We start from the raw sequence: 17933 nt of genomic DNA on the forward strand, positions 1-17933 counted from the left end.
CGGTCCTCTCAGCATACAACCAGTTTCATTATGCAACCACATAGGATATCGCCATGCCCGCCTCCCCTGCGCCCCGGCTTTCGCCGTGGCTCGCCCTGCTGTTCTCCGTCGCCTGCGCACTGGCGGTGGCCAACGTGTATTACGCCCAGCCACTGCTGGACGCGATGGCCCGCGACTTCGCCATCGACCCGGCGCTGGTGGGGCTGGTGGTGACCCTGACCCAGGTGGGCTACGGCCTGGGCCTGATACTGCTGGTGCCTCTGGGCGACCTGTTCGAGCGGCGCCGGCTGATCGTGCTGCAGTCGCTGCTGTCGGTGCTGGCCCTGCTGATGATCGCCCTGGCCACCAGCAGCGCCTGGCTGTTTGTCGGCATGGCCCTGACCGGCCTGTTGGCGGTGGTGGCGCAACTGCTGGTGGCGCATGCCGCCAGCGTATCGGCCGACACCGAACGCGGGCATGTGGTGGGCATGGTCACCAGCGGTATCGTGATCGGCATCCTGCTGGCCCGCACCCTGTCCGGGGCGATGGCCGATCTGGCCGGCTGGCGCTCGATCTACGCCCTGTCGGCAGCGCTGACCCTGCTGATGACCCTGCTGCTGTGGCGCGTGCTGCCCGCACACACGGCTGCGCGCCCCAACACAGGCTACGGCGCGCTGCTGGTGTCGTTGTGGCAACTGGTGCGCGAGCAGCCGGTGCTGCGCCAGCGCGCCCTGCTGGCAATGCTCAGCTTCGCCTCGGCCATGGTGCTGTGGACCCCGCTGGTACTGCCCCTGAGCGCCCCGCCGCTGTCGTTGTCGGCAACCGAGGTGGGCCTGTTCGGCCTGGCCGGCGCAGCCGGGGCGCTGGCCGCCGCGCGTGCCGGCGGGCTGGCCGACCGTGGCCTGGGGCAACGGGTCAGCGGCCTCTCGCTGCTGCTGATGATCGGTTCGTGGGGCGCCATCGCCCTCACCCAGCAATCGCTGTGGGCACTGCTGCTGGGGGTGGTGGTGTTCGACCTGGGCCTGCAGGCGCTGCACGTGGCCAGCCAGAGCCTGATCTACCGCCTGCCGGCCGATACCCACAGCCGGCTCACCGCCGCCTACATGCTGTTCTACTCCATCGGCAGTGCACTGGGCTCGCTGGCCTCGACGCTGGCCTACGCCTGGGGCGGCTGGCTGCTGGTATGCGTGCTGGGCGCGGGGTTGAATGTGCTGGCACTGGGGTACTGGTGGCGCACCGTGCGCCAGCCGGCTCAGAACTGCACGTCGAGTATCACGCTGTCCAGGTAGTCGCCGGCCGGCGGCGTGGCCTGGTCGGTGTAGACCCTGGCGTTGTAGTTGAACACCTGGCTGCCGGCCGCGCTGCCACTGCCATTGCCGTTGCCCGGGTTGATGTCGGCGTCGCTGCTGGCGCGCCGCGCACTGCTCAGGCTGCCCCAGCGCACGCCCCCGCCACTCTTGAAGATGTCATAGGCCAGGTAGTTGCCGGCGCTGGATTTCATGCGCCGACGCCCGCCTGCCACGTTCTGCCCGTCATCCAGCCCCACCGTGTAGGCACTGCCCTTGGTACAGGCCAGGTTGACGTTCTGGCTCACCGTGGCGAACCCGCTGACCACCGGCGCGCTGCCGAACACGATGTTGGGCGAGCTGATCTGGCAGTCGTTGGTGACGGTCAGGTTGATGGTCAGGGTGGTAGTGGCGTTGAGCACCTGCCGCCCCAGGCAGGCGCTGCCCAGACCCAGCCCCCAGCAATAGTCGATGCTCCAGGCCACGGTGAACGTCTCCTGGTACAGGCCGGCCGCCACGTTGCTGGTCATTTGCGTGCGCAGGTAGATGGGCACGGTCTTGGGCGAGGTGCCGCCGAGCAGGCCCAGGGCATCGATGATGCCGTTGCGCGCAAAATCGTAGGGCTGGCCCCGGGTGATCGGGTAGCTGGTGCTGTTGTTGGCGTACAGCGTGTAGAGGATGACGTCGCCGGTGGGGCCCACCAGCCCGGTGGTGCCGTTGTTGGCGGTGAAGGTGGCCTTGAAGGAGTCATCCGAACGCAGCAGGGTCAGCAGCGAACCGGTGCAGCTCAAGCCGGCACTGGGCGCCGTGGTGGTCTGCACCGTGGTGCGTATCAGGGTGGAGTTGACCAGGCCGAAAGTGGCCGGCGTGGTTGCCAGCACCTGGCACAGCGCCTGGGCGCGCATGCAGGCCAGCAGTGCCAGCAGCGCAAGCAGCCCCGTCAGCCGGCGCTTCACTGGCACACCAGCGGGCCGATCAGCGGCACCTGGTCGGCCTGCGCCTTGAGCTCGAACTGCACCCGGCAACTGCCGCCTCCGGCCAGTTGCACCACCAGGCTGTTGTGTTCGCTCAGGTCCTCCAGGTACACCAGGCCATCCCAGCCCACCACCGCCAGCGCGCCGCTCTGCTCGTGGCGTACCTGGCTGCCCACGGCCAGTTCGTTGTTGCTGGCATCCACCAGCACCACGCTGGCGGCCAGTACCCGGCGCAACGGAAATTCCAGCAGGTAGCCGGCGCCGCGCCTTACCGCCACACGCTGCTCCACATTTGGTGAGCGCACATCGGGGGGCAGTTCCAGCGGGTCGATCTCGTACTTGCCGCGGTAGTAGCCGCTGCCGTAGGGCACCAGCAGGTGCCCCTGGCTGTCGGTGTGCCCCACCACCTGGTTCTCGTAGCGCACCGGCACATCGGCAAAGCCTTCGGTGCTGACCAGCACGAAGGCGTCGTCGATGCGATTGGCCGCGAACACCCCGGCGTCCATCAGCACCACCGAGCCGCTGGCGTCGGCCCAGCGGGTCATGTTGTCGCTGCTGCCGTACACCCCGGCCTGCAACTGCACCGATTGCAGGCGCCAGGTCAGGTCGGCCTGACGGTAGGTTTCACGGTCGCCACCGGCATAGCCCAGGTTGAACCCCACGCCGCCCTGGGCGGGTACGGCGCGGCTGTAGTTGACCCGCTGCAGGTTCTCGCCCTGCTGGTTGCGCTCCAGGCTCAGGGCCAGCGTGCCGTGCAGGTCGAAGGGCACCACCAGCTGCGCCTGCACCGCCCACTGGCTGTCGTCCAGGTCGCGGTTGGCCGACAGGTACAGGCTGCTGTTGCCCCACAGCGGCTTGCTCCAGCTGAGGTTGAGCAGGCGCGTGCGCGAGTTGTCGGCGGCGCGCACATCGAAGTAGCCCACCCCCAGGCTGCCATAGCGTTGCAGGTTGAGGCTCAGGGTGACCTGCTCGCTGCGCTGGCTGAGGCGGATGTACGGGCTGTCGACCAGCGACAGGTCGGCGTAGTCGCCATGACGCTCCAGGCGCTGGTAGTTGAAGCCCAGCCAGCGGTTGTTGTACTGGTAGCCCAGGCTCAACTGCTGGCCACTGCGACCTTCGAAGCGGCTCTGGCTCAGCGCCGTGTTGAGCACGCCGAAGTTGCCCACCCGCAGGTTGCCGCCCAGCCCGCCCAGGCCCAGGGACCCGGCCGCCTCGGCATGGCTTTCCAGCGTGAAGTAGTCGGTCAGGCCATAGCGCAGGCTGCCCGCCGCAACGCCGGGGCCGTAGGCAAAGTCGCGCACGGCATAGTCGCGGCGCAGGGCGCCGGCCGCCACCGAGAAGTCCGCCAGCCCCTGTTGCAGCAGGCTGCTGGTGACGTAGAACGGCAACGTGGTCGAGACCTGCCGGCCAAGGGCGTCGGTGGTCACCACCACCGCCTCGCCGGCACCGTTGATGAACGGCACGTTGGTCAGGGTATAGGGGCCTGGCTGCAGGTCGGCACTGGCGCTCTTGTAGCCATTGATGAACAGGTCCACCGACGAGGGCACCGCGGCTTCACCGGCGAAGGCCGGCAAGGGGTAGGTCACCAGGTCCGGGCGCACGGCAAAGTCCCGCGACAGCTGCACCCCGCCCACCCGCACCGAGCTGGTCCAGGGCAAGGCGCCGGTCAGCACATCGCCGGCCTCGAAGGTCAGCAGGCGCGCCTCGTCGGTGTAGCGCCAGGTGGTGTCGTACCGCCGAAAACCTTCCTGGGCGCCTTCGTAGCCTGCCCCGCCGAGGCGCTGGCGCCACTGCCCGGTGGTGGAGAAGGTGCCCCAGCTGTCGAACACCCGCAGTTCGTTCCAGGCCGCCAGGTAGGTGCCCCCCTCATCGGTGTCGTTGAAGTAGGCGTCGTAGTTGAGCAAGGCGCCGAAACTGCTCAACGCCTCGCCGGCCGGCCCCAGCGAGCGCTCGCCGATACGCTGGTTGGGCAGCCACGCCGCCGGCACCTGCACCAGCAGCCGCTGGTTCTGGCTGTCGTACTCGCTGTGCAAGCCATCGATGGCGTCCAGCGCCAGTTCCGGGCCGGGCTGCCCGGGCAGTTGCACGCCCGCCGCCTGCAGGTCGGCGGTGGCCATGTACAGGCGCCCGGCCCGCTGGTGCACCAGCACCACGCTAGCGCTGCTCATCTGGTTGACCACCAGTTCCAGGTACAACGGCGCATCGGCGACAGCCTCCATACTCGCAGGGGGTGGCGGCAGTTCGCCTGCGACCGCGCTGCCCGCCAGCAGCACCGCCAGCGTCACGCTGCGGGTGCAGGCCAAAGAAGTACTCACGCACGCCGTCCCACCATGTCCGGGTCCTCCCTGGCCCCTGCTCCATCTTCATGCGCCCTTGAGGCGCCGGGCTCAGTGGCCCTGGTTGATGGTCTGGGGCGGCTCGGCCCCGTTGACGCGCCCTTTCAGCACACTGGCCGCCGAGGCTGCTGCAGGTGCCGGCCAGCGCATGCTCGCGCCGGGCAGTACATAACCCAGCAAGCCGTCGACCAGCGGCTTGCTCTGGGCGCCCTGCTGCATCACCACATCGGTGAGGCGCGCATGCACCGGCCCCACGTTGCGGATCTCGACGAAGGGCTTGCCCTGCTGCGATACCTGTCGCCAGCTCAGCAACGGCGTGCCCACGCCCGCTGCATCACGCTTGCCCTCGGCGTCCGGCTTGCTCCACAGCCCCTGGCCGTAGACGAACAATGGCACCGAGTAGCGCATCTGGAAGCGGATCTGCGCCTGGGAAGTCTGCGCATCGCTGGCCGGCAGGGCGGGTGGGATTTCGTCGATGATGATGCGGTAGGCCTGTTCCTGGCCGGCCGGCGACTGGCCGGTGCGGGTCAGGCGAATCAGCTGTTTCTCACCCGGCTTGATGGTCGCTACCGGCGGGCTGCCGATGATCTCGCGCTGGGGCTGGAACTGGTCGTCATACCCGTCCTGGCGCCAGGCGAACACCCTGACCTGCAGGTTCGCCGGGGTGGTGCCACGGTTTTCCAACCACAACGCCCCGGCCTTCTGGTCGGCCTCCAGCACCGGGTCGATCGGCCAGATCAACACCGATGTGGCCGCCTGGGCGCCCCCTGCGCCGAGCAAGGCGCCCACCAGCAGCCACTTGCCCATCCCTTGCCATCCACGTGCGTACAGCGCCATGCACCCTCTCCTTTGGCTTGTTCCGATACAACCCCGGGAGCGCACTCACCAGGACAACACCACTTGCACCACGTCGGTGTAGGTGCCCGCCGGCAACACGCCGGGTAACTGGGCTTGCGCATACACCGGCAGCTTGATCGCCGTCGGATCGCTGTAACTGACCGCCACGAGCTGACCGATGCCCAGCACCTGGGACAAGGCCGCGTCGCGGTACAACTGATAGGCCACCAGCGAGGTACCGCTGGTGCGCTTGAGGTTGCGTACCCCGTTGTTGTTCAGGCCACCGTCGACGCTCATCTTCAGGGCCACCCCGGGCGTGCATTGCAGGGTCACCGTGGTGCCTGCCAGCTGGGTGTTCACGCTGGCGGCGCCGAGCGCCGGACGGGTGCCGAAGTCCAGGGTGCCGTAGTTGCTGGCGCCGCCCACCACCAGGCAACCTGCCGCAATCGTTGCGCTGACCTGAAGCGTGCTGGTGAGCGCGGCATCCAGCGGCATGGGCACTGCCCAGGCCAGCACCGCAAGGCCACCGAGCAACCGGCGCATGACCTAGAAGCTCAGCTCGACCGCCACCGTGTCGGTGTACACCCCTGGCGGCAGCGACGGCTTGCCCACGGCGCGGCCGTACAGGTTGACGGTCTGCGCCACCCCGGTGCTGGTGGCGAGGGTGATGGTGCCGTTGATTGCCAGCAGATTGGTGTGCCCGGCATCGGTATAGAAGTCATAGGGCACGTAGTTGGTGCCCATGGCCAGCGCGCGGCTGCCACCGGTGGTGGCCGCGTCATGCGCGCCTGCGCCCACCTTCACCACCGGCGTGGCACCGGGCGAACACAGCACGCTGATGGCGCCGCCACCACCGGTGCCGATCACCTGGGCGCTGGCCTCGGTGAACAGGGCAATCTGCGAGCCGAAATCCAGGTTACCGAAGTTGACCCCGGTGGTGGCGGTCGAACCGTTCACCTGACAGGCCGCGGTCAGGGTCAGGGTGGCGTTGATATTGCCCGTGACCGTGGCCGCCTGGGCCTGGCTGGCAAGGGCCAGGCCAAGCCCGGCGAAGAGTATGCGTGAGACGTTGGGATGCATGAGTCACTCCTTGTTGTTACCAGTCCAGGGTCACCATCAGGGTGTCACGGTAGATGCCGGCCGGCAGCGCCCTGGGGTGTGCCACCACGGCGCCGTAGATCGGTATGGGGATTTGCGCAGCGCTGCTGATCGAGAAATTGCGCTGCTGGCCGATGCCGTAGCGCACTGCACCGCTTGGATCGGCCGCCAGCTGGTAGGGGATGAGCTCGCTGCCGTTGCGCAGGCGGCGCACGCCGTTGGCATCGTTGCTGCCGCCATTGATGCTCACCGTGAAGGCCCGCACCGAGGGGTTGCAGCTGACCTGCAGGGTGCCGCTGCCGCCGGTCTGGTCGAGGTTGGCGCTCAGCGGGCGGGCCCAGCTTGGTCCCTGGGTGCCGAAGTCCAGCAGGCCCAGGCCGCCACCGGCCGGGCTGTCGTCCGGCACATTGCTGATCTGGCAGGCTGCGCTGATCACCAGGCGTGCCTGGATATGCCCGCTGAGGGCGGCATTGGCCATCGGACACAACAGCAAGGGCCCGAGGCTGATCAACAGAATCTGCGATGTCTTCATGCTGCCAGTTCCTTTAGCACGCACAGGGTCACCAGGTGACGGTCACCTTGAGCAAGTCCGAGTAATGGCCGACACGGGGCACCTGGGCCAAGGTGTCGATGCGGGCGTACAGCGGCAGTTCCACCGACCCCGAGTCGGGTACGCGTGCATGCTGGGCGATGTTCACCGCCAGCGGAGTGCGCCAGGCCGGGTCCTGGTAGAGACGGTACGGGATGGGACGGGCCTGTGGCGTGTCGCTGGCCAGGTAGCGCACCTCGCCGACGCCGCCATGCTGGCCGCCATCGACCTTTACCTGGTACAGCGTGTCGGGGTTGCATTCCAGACGTGGGGGGCGTTGTTGCAGCAAGGCGCCGGTCAGCGGGCCTTGCGGATCGTCCAGGCGCGCGGTACGGCCGAAGTCGAGCAGGCCCTGGGCCTGGGCGCCGGCATCGCGGGTCTGGTACACCAGCTGGCAACCGCGCTGTACATCCACGCGAACTTCCACCAGAAAATCTGCGGCGGCGGCAGCGTCTGCGACAACCAGCCCGAGCAGCGCAGCCAGAGAGCGTCCCTTCACCGTTACCCTCCTTGCAATGCAGGATCCATCTGTTCCAGAGGGTAGCAGCCGAAGAAAAACCTGCCAGCAAGCTCGGAAATGTATAGGCCGCGTACAAGAACCTTCCTACATGACCTGCCAGGCACGACATGACTGGCAGCCCAACCCCCTATTCGGTACATTAGCGCCGCCCACTCAGCCGGCCCTTGTGCCCGGCACCCCCAAGGAGCCTGAGATTGACCGCCTTACCGCCGTCCTGGATCCGTTCGCCGCTGCGTGCCCTGCGCCAGCGCCTGGCTGCCCGTGCACACCCGCCGGCCAAGCGCCTGGCGGCTGTTGAAGTCGATGAATTCTTCCGACGAAAGGCCGATGAGCAGGGCTATACCTTGAGCCACGGCCAGCAGCGGGTGATCGCCTGCATGGCCGAGCAGGCCGCGCACCTGGCTGACGGCACGGCGCGCAGCCTGTACCTGTACGGGGCGGTGGGACGGGGCAAGAGCTGGCTGCTGGACGGCTTCTTCCAGTCACTGGAGCATCCGCACAAGCGCCGCCTGCACTTTCACGATTTCTTCGCCCAGTTGCACGAGGGCATGTTCCGCCATCGCCAGCAGGACGATGCGCTGGGCGCGACCCTGGACGAGCTGCTGCAAGGCTGCCAGGTGCTGTGCTTCGACGAGTTCCACGTGCACGACATCGGCGACGCGATGCTCATCACCGGCCTGTTCAAGGCGCTGTTCGAGCGCCGCGTGTTCGTGCTGCTGACCTCCAACTACCCGCCTGCCGGGCTGCTGCCCAACCCGCTCTACCACCAGCGCTTCGAACCGGTGATCCGCCTGATCGAGGCGCACATGCAGGTGCTTGAAGTGGGCGGCGAGCAGGACTACCGCAGCCACCCGGCCTCCGGCAGCCAGCAGCGCTTCACCCAGGGTCACTACCTCTGGCCCGGCAGCCCGGCGCAGCGCCATGCCGCCGGCCTGGATCACGCCGGCGCGCCGGTAAGGCTGCAGGTGGGCAAGCGCTCGCTGCACGCCCTGTTCAGCCAGGAGCGCGCGGTAGGCTTCAGCTTCGAGGCGATCTGCGAGCAACCCACGGCGGTGATGGACTACCTGGAGCTGGCGCGCCGCTACGACCACTGGGTGATCGAGCACCTGCCGGACCTGGCGCAGTGCTCGATGGCGGCGCAGCAGCGCTTCATCAACCTGGTGGACGTGCTGTATGACCAGGACAAGCATCTGGTGCTGGTCGGCCAGGCCTCGCTGTGCGAAAGCCTGGGCGGCAGCGCCATCGACCTGGCCCGCACCCGCAGCCGGCTGGGCCAGCTCAATGTGCTGGGCCCGGTGGCCTGCCCGGGTTGACCCTCAGCTGGCCCGCGCCAGGCTGGCCAGCACCCCTTCGATCTCGGCCAGCACGGCCGGGTCGTCCAGGGTCGAGGGCGGGGTGTAGGGCTGGTGGTCGGCGATCTTGCGCAGCACCGCCCGCAAAATCTTGCCCGAGCGGGTCTTGGGCAGGCGCTTGACCACCCGCACCTGGTTGAAGCAGGCCAGCGCGCCGATCTGCTCGCGCACGCTGGCCACCAGTTCGGCCTGCAACTGCTGCTCGCTCAGGCTGACCCCGTCCTTGAGCACCACCAGGCCCAACGGCACCTGGCCCTTGATTTCGTCGCGCACCCCCACTACCGCGCACTCGGCAATCGCCGGGTGGCGCGCCACCAGGTCCTCCATCTCGCCGGTGGACAGCCGGTGCCCGGACACGTTGATCACGTCATCGGTGCGCCCCATGATGTAGACGAAACCGTCCTCGTCGAGGTAGCCGCCATCGCCGGTGTGGTAATAGCCGGGGTGGCTGTGCAGGTAGGCCTGCAGGTAGCGCGCATGGTCGCCCCACAGCGTCTGGCTGCAGCCGGGCGGCAGCGGCAGTGCGATCACGATGGCACCCTGCTCGTTGGGGCCCAGAAGGTGCCCGTCGTCGTCCAGCACGCGCACGTGGTAACCCGGCACGGCGCGGTTGCTCGAACCCGGACGCACCCCGCAACCTTCCAGCCCGACGCAGGGCGCGGTCACCGGCCAGCCGGTTTCGGTCTGCCACCAGTGGTCGTGCACGGCCTTGCCGCTGGCCGCCTCCAGCCATTGATGGGTGCTGGAGTCGAGTTTTTCCCCGGCCAGGAAGATCTGGCGCAGCGAGCTCAGGTCATGGCGCTTGAACAGCTCGCCCTGCGGGTCTTCCTTGCGGATTGCGCGCATGGCCGTGGGTGCGCAGAACAGCCCGTTGACCCGGTACTGCTCCACCACGCGCCAGTAGGCGGCAGCGTCCGGGGTGCGGATCGGCTTGCCCTCGTAGAACACCGTGGTGCAGCCGTTCATCAGCGGCCCGTAGACGATCAGCGAGTGCCCCACCACCCAGCCCACGTCGGAGATGCCCCACCACACATCCCCCGGCTGCATGCCGTAGATATGGCGCAGGGCAAAGCGCAGCGCCACGGCGTTGCCGCCGTTCTCACGCACGATGCCCTTGGGTTTGCCGGTGGTGCCGGAGGTGTACATGATGTACAGCGGGTCGCCTGCGGCCAAGGCCACCGGTGGCACCGGGCTGGCCGCAGCCACTGCCGCCTGCCAGTCCAGGTCGCGGCCTTCGCGCAGCTCGGCGCGGGCCTGCGGGCGCTGCAGCACCAGCACCTGGCGCGGCTGGTGGGTGGCCAGTTGCAGGGCCTTGTCCACCAGCGGCTTGTATTCGATGACGCGGTCGAACTCCAGCCCGCAGGAGGCGGTGAGCAGCAGCGCAGGCCGCGCATCGTCGATGCGCAGGGCCAGCTCGTTGGCGGCAAAGCCACCGAACACCACCGAATGCACCGCGCCGATACGGGCGCAGGCCAGCATTGCCATGGCCGCCTGCGGCACCATCGGCATGTAGATGATCACCCCATCGCCCTGCTTCACCCCCAGCTCGCGCAACAGGCCGGCCAGGCGCGCCACCTCGTCGCGCAGTTGCACGAAGGTGAAGGTCTGGCGGGTGTCGGTGACGGGCGAGTCGTAGATCAGTGCGGTCTGCTCGCCACGGCCCTGCTCTATCTGGTGGTCGAGGGCCAGGTAGCAACTGTTGAGTTGCCCGTCGGCAAACCACTGGTGGGTGCCGTCGGGGTTGGCCACCAGGGTCTGCGCAGGCTTGCGGTACCAGGCCAGGTGGTCAGCCTGTTCGGCCCAGAACGCGGCGGGGTCGGCAATGGAGCGGTCGTAGCTGTGCTGGTAAGTCATCGATCGGTAACCCTGAACTTTGTTGTTATTAAAAGGGCGAATATCGAGTATGGACGCCAATTGCGCGCCTGCCATGGTACTTAAGTCGGGTATCATCGCCGCCGTCTTCATTGCCCTTGCAGCCCCTTCATGCACACCCTCGACGACCTCAGGCGCGGCCGCCTGGCAGGTGCCACCCGCCTCGACCTGAGCTGCGGGCTCACGCAGTTCCCAGATGAGATCTTCGAACTGGCCGACAGCCTCGAAGTGCTCAACCTGAGCGGCAATGCGTTGAGCAGCCTGCCCCATGACCTGGGCCGGCTGCACCGGCTCAAGGTGCTGTTCTGCTCCCACAACCGGTTCACCGAGGTGCCGGCCAGCGTAGGCCAGTGCCTGCGCCTGGAAATGGTCGGGTTGCGCAACAACCGCATCACGCACCTGCCGGCCGCCGCATTGGGCCCCAACCTGCGGGCACTGGTGCTGACCGAGAATTGCCTTGAACAGTTGCCCGACGCACTGGGCGACTGCCAGCAGCTGCAAAAGCTGATGCTGGCGGGCAACCGCCTGCGCGCCCTGCCGGCCAGCCTTGCGCGGTGCCAGCGGCTCGAACTGCTGCGGGTGTCGGCCAACCGGTTGAGCGAACTGCCCCAGTGGCTGCTGACGATGCCCCGCCTGGCGTGGCTGGCGTATGCCGGCAACCCCTTGCCCCAGGGCCTTGCGGCGCCGCAGGCGCCGGGCCGGTGCGACGCCATCGACTGGCACGCCCTCGAGCTGGGCGAGGTGCTGGGCCAGGGCGCCTCCGGGGTGATTCACCGCGTGCAGGTGGCGGGCCGAAAGGCGGCGCTCAAGCTGTACAAGGGCCAGATGACCAGCGATGGCTCGCCGCTCAACGAAATGCAGGCGTGCGTGGCAGCTGGCGCCCACCCGAACCTGATCCCGCTGCTGGGGCAGGTAGCCAACCACCCGCACCAGGTGCCGGGGTTGCTGATGGCGCTGGTGGGCACCCACCTGTCTGCCCTGGCCGGGCCGCCCAGCCTGCAAACCTGCACCCGAGACGTCTACCCGCCTGACCTGTGCCTTGACCTGCAAGCCGCAACCCGGCTGGCGACGGCCATCGCGTCGGTCGCGGCGCATCTGCACCAGCGCGGCATCACCCACGGCGACCTGTACGCGCACAACATCCTGTGCGATGCACAGGGCAGCGCGGTGCTCGGGGACTTTGGCGCGGCATCGTTCTTTGCGCAGGATGGCAGTGTTGCAGCAGACGCATTGCAGCGTATCGAGGTGCGGGCGTTCGGGGTGTTGCTGGGGGAACTGCTGGCGTGTTGCGGGGAGGCGTCAGAGGAACTGGCGGACTTGCAGGCGAGCTGTGTTCAACCGCAGGTGCTGGCAAGGCCGGATTTTGCGCAGGTTGAACGGGTGCTTCGCCGGCAAGGCCGGCTCCTGCAAGAGGCGTAGGAGCAGGCCTTGCCGGCGAAGTGGGTTATCAGCCCGCCAGGCCGACGTACACGTTCTGCACGTCGTCGTTGTCGTCGATGGCTTCCAGGAATGCCTCGACTTCAGCCATGTGCTCGTCGCTGAGCCCGCTGACCGGGTTCTTGGGGGTGTAGCCGATCTTGGCCGAGATCACCTTGAAGCCCTGTTGCGGCAAGGCCTTCTGTACCGCGTCCAGGTCGGTGGTGTCGGTGATGAACAGGGTCGAGCCCTCTTCTTCACCTTCCGCGAAGTCCTGTGCACCGGCTTCGATGGCGGCCATTTCCGGGTCGGCATCAGGGGTTTCAGGGCTGGCTTCGATCAGGCCGACGTGGTTGAAGTCCCAGGCCACCGAACCCGAAGCGCCCAGCTGGCCCTTGCGGAACAGCACGCGAATCTGCGCCACGGTGCGGTTGACGTTGTCGGTCAGGCATTCGACGATCAGCGGCACCTGATGCGGGGCGAAGCCTTCGTAGGTAACGTGGTGGTACTGCACCGCGTCGCCATCCAGGCCCGCGCCCTTGCGGATGGCGCGTTCCAGGGTCTCTTTGGTCATCGAGGCCTTCTTGGCCTGTTCCACGGCCAGGCGCAGGCGCGGGTTCATGTCCGGGTCGGCACCGGCCTTGGCCGCGATCTGGATCTCCTTGGACAGCTTGCCCATGATCTTGCCCTTGGCGTTGGCTGCTACTTCTCTATGCTTGGCTTTCCACTGTGCGCCCATCTCGACTCTCTTGTTTCAGCTGCCGGTTCAGGTAGCGACCAGCAAGGTGGCGTGCAGTTTATACAGGCTGCGCCGGGCAATCGACAAAAAAACGCTGGGCTGTTGCCGGGCCTGGTGAACCCTTCGCCGGCAACGCCAGCTCCTACTGGCGTTGCAGGAGCCGGCCTTGCCGGCGAAGAGGCCAGCATCCACAACCTAGAAACCACTTTAAGTTGTGATTTTTATTTCATATATATCAATCAGATAAGCCAACAACCTCATGTAGTTAAGCAGCTTCACGCTGCGCCACCGCCTGCGCCGCCGCCAGCATCGCCCTGAGCAGCACGGCGCACCCAGCCGCCAGGTCCTTGGGGTCGGCATTCTCGATTTCGTTATGGCTGATGCCGCCCTCGCACGGCACGAAGATCATCCCGGCCGGGCCCAGTTCGGCCAGGAAGATCGCGTCGTGCCCGGCCCCGCTGACGATGTCCATGTGCGACATGCCCAGCCCCTGCGCCGCGCTGCGCACCGCCTCCACGCAGCCCTTGTCGAAGTACAGCGGCGGGAAGTCCGCGGTGGGCGTCAGCGTGTAGGTCAGCCCATGCTGCTGCGCGGTCGCGGCGATCACCTCCTGCACCTGGGCGATCATCGAGTCCAGCCGCGCCGGCTCCAGGTGACGAAAATCCAGGGTCATGCGCACCTCGCCGGGGATCACGTTGCGCGAGCCCGGGTACGCCTGCAGGCAGCCCACCGTGCCGCACGCATGGGGCTGATGCTCCAGAGCCACGCGATTGACCGCCGCCACCACCGCACTGGCGCCTACCAGGGCGTCCTTGCGCAGGTGCATCGGGGTCGGCCCGGCGTGGGCCTCGACACCGCGCAGGGTGAGGTCGAACCATTTCTGCCCCAGCGCGCCGAGCACCACGCCGATGGTCTTGCGCTGGTCCTCCAGGATCGGCCCCTGCTCGATATGCGCCTCGAAATAGGCGCCAACCGGGTGCCCACTGACCGCGCGGGTACCGGCGTAGCCGATCGCATTCAGCGCCTCGCCCACGCTCACGCCCTGGGCATCGCGCTTGGCCAGCGTCTCCTGAAGGGTGAACTTCTCGGCGAACACGCCCGAGCCCATCATGCACGGCGCGAACCGCGAGCCCTCCTCGTTGGTCCACACCACAACCTCAAGTGGCGCCTCAGTTTCTATCTGCAAGTCATTGAGTGTACGAAGAACTTCCAGCCCGGCCAGCACCCCGAAGCAGCCATCGAACTTGCCGCCGGTGGGCTGGGTGTCGATGTGGCTGCCGGTCATCACCGGTGGCAGTTGCGGGTTGCGCCCGGGCCGGCGGGCAAAGATGTTGCCCACCCCATCCACGCTGACGGTGCAGCCGGCAGCCTCGGTCCATTGCACGAACAGGTCGCGGGCCTGGCGGTCCAGGTCGGTCAGAGCCAGGCGGCATACGCCGCCTTTGGCGGTGGCACCCAGTTGCGCCAGCTCCATCAGCGACTGCCACAGGCGCTGGCCATCGATGTGGGCCTGGGTACTTTGCAGAACGTCCTTAGCGGTTTGCATGAGCATCTCCTGCTTGGCCGGCCTCTGCGGGCCGTGGGGTTACACGGTGGGTTTGAGGCTGGTGGCACGCGCGCCCTTCAGGCTGCCCAGGGCGTAGTAGATCACCCCGCCCAGCGCCGAGCCGGTGAACCAGCCGAAGTCGTAGAACCAGCTGAACGCCGGGCTGTGCAGCGACAACAGGGTCAGCACCACCGGCACGCCGAAGGCGATGAAGCCGGTCGCGTTCCAGGCCGGGTACACGTCGTCGCGGTACAGCCCGGCAAGGTCGAGGGTCTGCTTGCGCAGCAGGAAGTAGTCCACCACCATGATCCCGGCAATCGGCCCCAGCAGGCTGGAATAGCCCAGCAGCCAGTTGGAATACACCGACTCCAGGCTCACGTCCGAGACGATCAGGCCGAGCTTCTTGAGCAGCTCATGGGCCATCAGCAGCAGGCCCACCAGCCCGGTCAGCAGCACGGCGGTGGTACGCCCGATCCACTTGGGCGCCAGGTTCTGGAAGTCGTTGGTGGGCGAAACGATGTTGGCCGCGGTGTTGGTCGACAGTGTGGCGATGATGATCAGCGCCATGGCCAGCGCCACCCACAGCGGGCTCTGGATATGCCCGATCAGGCTCACCGGGTCGGACACCGTCTCGCCCACCAGCGAGGCCGAGGCCGCGGTCAGCACCACCCCCAGCGCGGCAAACAGGAACATGGTCAGCGGCAGGCCGAAGATCTGCCCCAGGATCTGGTCCTTCTGGCTTCGGGCATAGCGGCTGAAGTCCGGGATGTTCAGCGACAGCGTGGCCCAGAAACCCACCATGGCGGTCAGCCCGGCGAAGAAGTAGCCGGTCACGCTGGCGCCTTCGGGGCGTTTGGGCGGCTGCGCCAGCAGTTCGCTGAACGACACGTTGGGCAGCGCCCACACCAGCAGCCCGGCACCCACCAGCACCAGCAGCGGTGCCGACAGGGTTTCGAGCCACTTGATCGACTCGGCGCCGCGCAGCACCACCCACAGGTTAAGGCACCAGAACAGCATGAAGCCGATGACCTCGCCGGTGCCGCCCAGCGCCTTCCATTCCGGCCAGAACGAGCCCAGGAAGAGGTGGATGGCCAGCCCGCCGAACATCGTCTGGATACCGAACCAGCCGCACGCCACCAGCGCGCGGATCAGGCACGGCACGTTGGAGCCGATGATGCCGAACGATGAGCGCAGCAGCACCGGGAACGGGATGCCGTACTTGGTGCCGGGGAAGGCATTGAGCGTCAGCGGGATGAGCACGATGGTGTTGGCCAGCAGGATCGCCAGCAGCGCCTCGCCCACCGTCAGGCCGAAATACGCCGTGAGCACCCCGCCCAGGGTGTAGGTGGGCACGCAGATCGACATGCCGACCCACAGTGCGGTGATGTGCCATTTGTTCCAGGTGCGCTGCCCCACCTTGGTCGGGGCGATGTCATGGTTGTAGCGAGGGCTGTCGAGGACGTCGGTGCCGGCGTCGAGCTCGAACAAGCCGTCACGCTCGCTCACTTGCGATCGGGTCTGGTGCATTGGCCGCTCCACTTTTCTGGTTATGTGCACCTCGCGATGAGGCGCCGGAGTCTTGCGCGTGCAGGTAAGGCAATCACGGTCAGGTGATCTGAGAAATCTTGACCATTTACGCATCCTGTCAAGCAAGACAGGACTCGCCAGAAACCTCTCCTAACCCGTAAAAAGAGGTTTTATTCTTATTTTTCAATAAGTTGAAAACAGAATAAGCATATAAAAAATAATCTTGCCCAATCCCGGATCGCCAACTAGATTCAATTCTTGACGGCGATGACAGGATTACTCCGGCGCCGATCACGACAAAAATCTAGAGCCGGTAGCAACCGGTCAAGCCTGCGAGGAGCTTCGTGATGACGCTTTTGATTCGTGGCGCCACCCTGATTACCCATGACGAGAGTTACCCGGCCGACGTGTACTGCGCAGACGGCCTGATCCAGGCCATCGGCCACAACCTCGACGTCCCCGCCGGCTGTACCGTGCTCGATGGCAGCGGGCAGTACCTGATGCCCGGCGGCATCGACCCCCACACCCACATGCAGCTGCCCTTCATGGGCACGGTGGCCAGTGAGGACTTCTACACCGGCACCGCCGCCGGCCTGGCCGGCGGCACCACCTCGATCATCGACTTCGTGATCCCCAACCCGCAGCAATCGCTGCTCGAAGCCTTTCACCAGTGGCGCGGCTGGGCCGAGAAATCGGCGGCCGACTACGGCTTTCACGTGGCCATCACCTGGTGGAGCGAGCAGGTGCGCGAGGAAATGGCCGAGCTGGTCAACCACCACGGGGTGAACAGCTTCAAGCACTTCATGGCCTACAAGAACGCGATCATGGCCGCCGACGACACCCTGGTCGGCAGCTTCGAGCGCTGCCTGGAGCTGGGCGCGGTGCCCACGGTGCATGCCGAGAACGGCGAGCTGGTGTACCACCTGCAGCGCAAGCTGCTGGCCCAGGGCATCACCGGCCCCGAAGCGCACCCGCTGTCGCGCCCTTCGCAGGTGGAAGGCGAAGCGGCCAGCCGTGCCATCCGCATTGCCGAAACCCTCGGCACCCCGCTGTACCTGGTGCACGTGTCCACCCGCGAGGCGCTGGACGAGATCACCTATGCCCGCGCCAAGGGCCAGCCGGTGTACGGCGAAGTGCTGGCCGGGCACCTGTTGCTGGACGACAGCGTGTACCAGCACCCCGACTGGCAGACGGCGGCCGGCTATGTGATGAGCCCGCCGTTTCGCCCGCGCGGGCACCAGGAGGCCCTGTGGCACGGGCTGCAATCGGGCAACCTGCATACCACCGCCACCGACCATTGCTGCTTCTGCGCCGAGCAGAAGGCCGCGGGGCGTGACGATTTCAGCCGTATCCCCAACGGCACGGCGGGCATCGAGGATCGCATGGCGGTGCTGTGGGACGAAGGCGTGAACACCGGCCGGCTGTCGATGCAGGACTTCGTCGCCCTCACCTCCACCAACACCGCCAAGATCTTCAACCTGTACCCACGCAAGGGTGCGCTGCGGGTCGGCGCCGATGCCGACCTGGTGCTGTGGGACCCGCACGGCACGCGCACCATCTCGGCCAAGACCCACCACCAGAATGTCGACTTCAACATCTTCGAAGGCAAGACAGTGCGCGGGGTGCCCAGCCATACCATCAGCCAGGGCAAGCTGGTGTGGGCCGACGGCGACCTGCGCGCCGAGCGCGGCGCCGGGCGCTATGTCGAACGGCCGGCATACCCGGCGGTGTTCGACCTGCTGAGCAAGCGTGCGCAGCAGTGCAGGCCCGGCGCGGTCAAGCGCTGAGCCTTTAAAGCATCGCGGGTCAAGCCCGCTCCCACAGGTATCGTGCGATCCCGGTGGGAGCGGGCTTGACCCGCG

At 67.0% G+C, this 17933-nt stretch carries 15 protein-coding genes; 4 read left to right on the plus strand and 11 right to left on the minus strand.

From position 1 onward, the window contains the following. The first annotated feature begins 53 nt into the window (after positions 1-53). The gene (locus tag ACPRTJ_RS25270) at positions 54-1268 is read left to right on the plus strand and encodes an MFS transporter (RefSeq protein ID WP_078481709.1); all 1215 of its coding nucleotides are present in this window, start codon (positions 54-56) and stop codon (positions 1266-1268) included. Here ACPRTJ_RS25270 and ACPRTJ_RS25275 read toward each other — a convergent pair. From ACPRTJ_RS25275 to ACPRTJ_RS25305, 7 genes are all read right to left on the minus strand, one after another. Continuing rightward, on the minus strand, positions 1232-2170 hold the full coding sequence (locus ACPRTJ_RS25275; protein WP_043864087.1) for a Csu type fimbrial protein: 939 nt from the start codon (positions 2168-2170) through the stop codon (positions 1232-1234). The genes ACPRTJ_RS25270 and ACPRTJ_RS25275 overlap by 37 nt on opposite strands. Positions 2171-2217: 47 nt before the next feature. Next, entirely contained in the window at positions 2218-4458 is a 2241-nt protein-coding gene (locus ACPRTJ_RS25280; RefSeq protein WP_426429162.1) for a fimbria/pilus outer membrane usher protein, read from the minus strand. A gap of 168 nt (positions 4459-4626) precedes the next feature. Continuing rightward, positions 4627-5412: a fimbrial biogenesis chaperone gene (locus ACPRTJ_RS25285; protein WP_078481711.1), complete on the minus strand. Its 786-nt coding sequence runs from the start codon at positions 5410-5412 to the stop codon at positions 4627-4629. 45 nt (positions 5413-5457) lie between these two features. Further along, positions 5458-5955 carry a Csu type fimbrial protein gene (locus ACPRTJ_RS25290; protein WP_043863969.1) on the minus strand — a complete coding sequence of 166 codons (498 nt, stop codon included), beginning with the start codon at positions 5953-5955 and terminating at the stop codon, positions 5458-5460. Positions 5956-5958: 3 nt separating this feature from the next. After that, on the minus strand, positions 5959-6492 hold the full coding sequence (locus tag ACPRTJ_RS25295; protein WP_043863970.1) for a Csu type fimbrial protein: 534 nt from the start codon (positions 6490-6492) through the stop codon (positions 5959-5961). Positions 6493-6508: 16 nt separating this feature from the next. Continuing rightward, positions 6509-7042 carry a Csu type fimbrial protein gene (locus ACPRTJ_RS25300; protein WP_043863971.1) on the minus strand — a complete coding sequence of 178 codons (534 nt, stop codon included), beginning with the start codon at positions 7040-7042 and terminating at the stop codon, positions 6509-6511. 28 nt (positions 7043-7070) lie between these two features. After that, a complete protein-coding gene (locus ACPRTJ_RS25305) occupies positions 7071-7598 on the minus strand; it encodes a Csu type fimbrial protein (RefSeq protein ID WP_282362366.1) in 528 nt (175 codons plus the stop codon). 215 nt (positions 7599-7813) lie between these two features. Between ACPRTJ_RS25305 and zapE the strand changes: the two genes are divergently transcribed. Further along, positions 7814-8932 carry a cell division protein ZapE gene (zapE, locus tag ACPRTJ_RS25310; protein ID WP_411269344.1) on the plus strand — a complete coding sequence of 373 codons (1119 nt, stop codon included), beginning with the start codon at positions 7814-7816 and terminating at the stop codon, positions 8930-8932. A 3-nt stretch (positions 8933-8935) separates the two neighbouring features. On the opposite strand, the gene ACPRTJ_RS25315 is transcribed toward zapE, so the two are convergent. Next, positions 8936-10825 (minus strand): propionyl-CoA synthetase, encoded by a 1890-nt coding sequence (locus ACPRTJ_RS25315; RefSeq protein WP_078481714.1) that lies wholly within the window; start codon positions 10823-10825, stop codon positions 8936-8938. A gap of 129 nt (positions 10826-10954) precedes the next feature. On the opposite strand from ACPRTJ_RS25315, the gene ACPRTJ_RS25320 reads away from it, so the two are divergent. Next, a complete protein-coding gene (locus ACPRTJ_RS25320) occupies positions 10955-12262 on the plus strand; it encodes a leucine-rich repeat-containing protein kinase family protein (RefSeq protein WP_426427533.1) in 1308 nt (435 codons plus the stop codon). 28 nt (positions 12263-12290) lie between these two features. Here ACPRTJ_RS25320 and ACPRTJ_RS25325 read toward each other — a convergent pair whose 3' ends face one another. The 3 genes from ACPRTJ_RS25325 to ACPRTJ_RS25335 all read right to left on the minus strand — a co-directional run bounded on the left by ACPRTJ_RS25325 (position 12291) and on the right by ACPRTJ_RS25335 (position 16071). Next, positions 12291-12998, minus strand: a complete 708-nt coding sequence (locus ACPRTJ_RS25325) for a YebC/PmpR family DNA-binding transcriptional regulator (protein ID WP_043863975.1) — start codon at positions 12996-12998, stop codon at positions 12291-12293. Positions 12999-13263: 265 nt separating this feature from the next. After that, complete coding sequence (locus ACPRTJ_RS25330; protein WP_043863976.1) at positions 13264-14544, minus strand: Zn-dependent hydrolase; 1281 nt, start codon at positions 14542-14544, stop codon at positions 13264-13266. Between the two features lie 39 nt (positions 14545-14583). Further along, positions 14584-16071, minus strand: a complete 1488-nt coding sequence (locus ACPRTJ_RS25335; RefSeq protein WP_043863977.1) for an NCS1 family nucleobase:cation symporter-1 — start codon at positions 16069-16071, stop codon at positions 14584-14586. A gap of 347 nt (positions 16072-16418) precedes the next feature. Between ACPRTJ_RS25335 and hydA the strand changes: the two genes are divergently transcribed. After that, complete coding sequence (hydA, locus tag ACPRTJ_RS25340) at positions 16419-17858, plus strand: dihydropyrimidinase (protein WP_054914390.1); 1440 nt, start codon at positions 16419-16421, stop codon at positions 17856-17858. Positions 17859-17933: the final 75 nt, after the last annotated feature.

This window comes from Pseudomonas palmensis (assembly GCF_049942755.1).
GTDB lineage: Bacteria > Pseudomonadota > Gammaproteobacteria > Pseudomonadales > Pseudomonadaceae > Aquipseudomonas > Aquipseudomonas palmensis.

Excerpts from the sequence above, each read along its gene's own strand:
- ACPRTJ_RS25270 (WP_078481709.1), top strand. The coding sequence starts at position 54 with ATGCCCGCCTCCCCTGCGCCCCGGCTTTCGCCGTGGCTCGCCCTGCTG.
- ACPRTJ_RS25275 (WP_043864087.1), bottom strand. The coding sequence starts at position 2,170 with ATGCGCGCCCAGGCGCTGTGCCAGGTGCTGGCAACCACGCCGGCCACT.
- ACPRTJ_RS25280 (WP_426429162.1), bottom strand. The coding sequence starts at position 4,458 with ATGGAGGCTGTCGCCGATGCGCCGTTGTACCTGGAACTGGTGGTCAAC.
- ACPRTJ_RS25285 (WP_078481711.1), bottom strand. The coding sequence starts at position 5,412 with ATGGCGCTGTACGCACGTGGATGGCAAGGGATGGGCAAGTGGCTGCTG.
- ACPRTJ_RS25290 (WP_043863969.1), bottom strand. The coding sequence starts at position 5,955 with ATGCGCCGGTTGCTCGGTGGCCTTGCGGTGCTGGCCTGGGCAGTGCCC.
- ACPRTJ_RS25295 (WP_043863970.1), bottom strand. The coding sequence starts at position 6,492 with ATGCATCCCAACGTCTCACGCATACTCTTCGCCGGGCTTGGCCTGGCC.
- ACPRTJ_RS25300 (WP_043863971.1), bottom strand. The coding sequence starts at position 7,042 with ATGAAGACATCGCAGATTCTGTTGATCAGCCTCGGGCCCTTGCTGTTG.
- ACPRTJ_RS25315 (WP_078481714.1), bottom strand. The coding sequence starts at position 10,825 with ATGACTTACCAGCACAGCTACGACCGCTCCATTGCCGACCCCGCCGCG.
- ACPRTJ_RS25320 (WP_426427533.1), top strand. The coding sequence starts at position 10,955 with ATGCACACCCTCGACGACCTCAGGCGCGGCCGCCTGGCAGGTGCCACC.
- ACPRTJ_RS25325 (WP_043863975.1), bottom strand. The coding sequence starts at position 12,998 with ATGGGCGCACAGTGGAAAGCCAAGCATAGAGAAGTAGCAGCCAACGCC.
- ACPRTJ_RS25330 (WP_043863976.1), bottom strand. The coding sequence starts at position 14,544 with ATGCAAACCGCTAAGGACGTTCTGCAAAGTACCCAGGCCCACATCGAT.
- ACPRTJ_RS25335 (WP_043863977.1), bottom strand. The coding sequence starts at position 16,071 with ATGCACCAGACCCGATCGCAAGTGAGCGAGCGTGACGGCTTGTTCGAG.
- hydA (WP_054914390.1), top strand. The coding sequence starts at position 16,419 with ATGACGCTTTTGATTCGTGGCGCCACCCTGATTACCCATGACGAGAGT.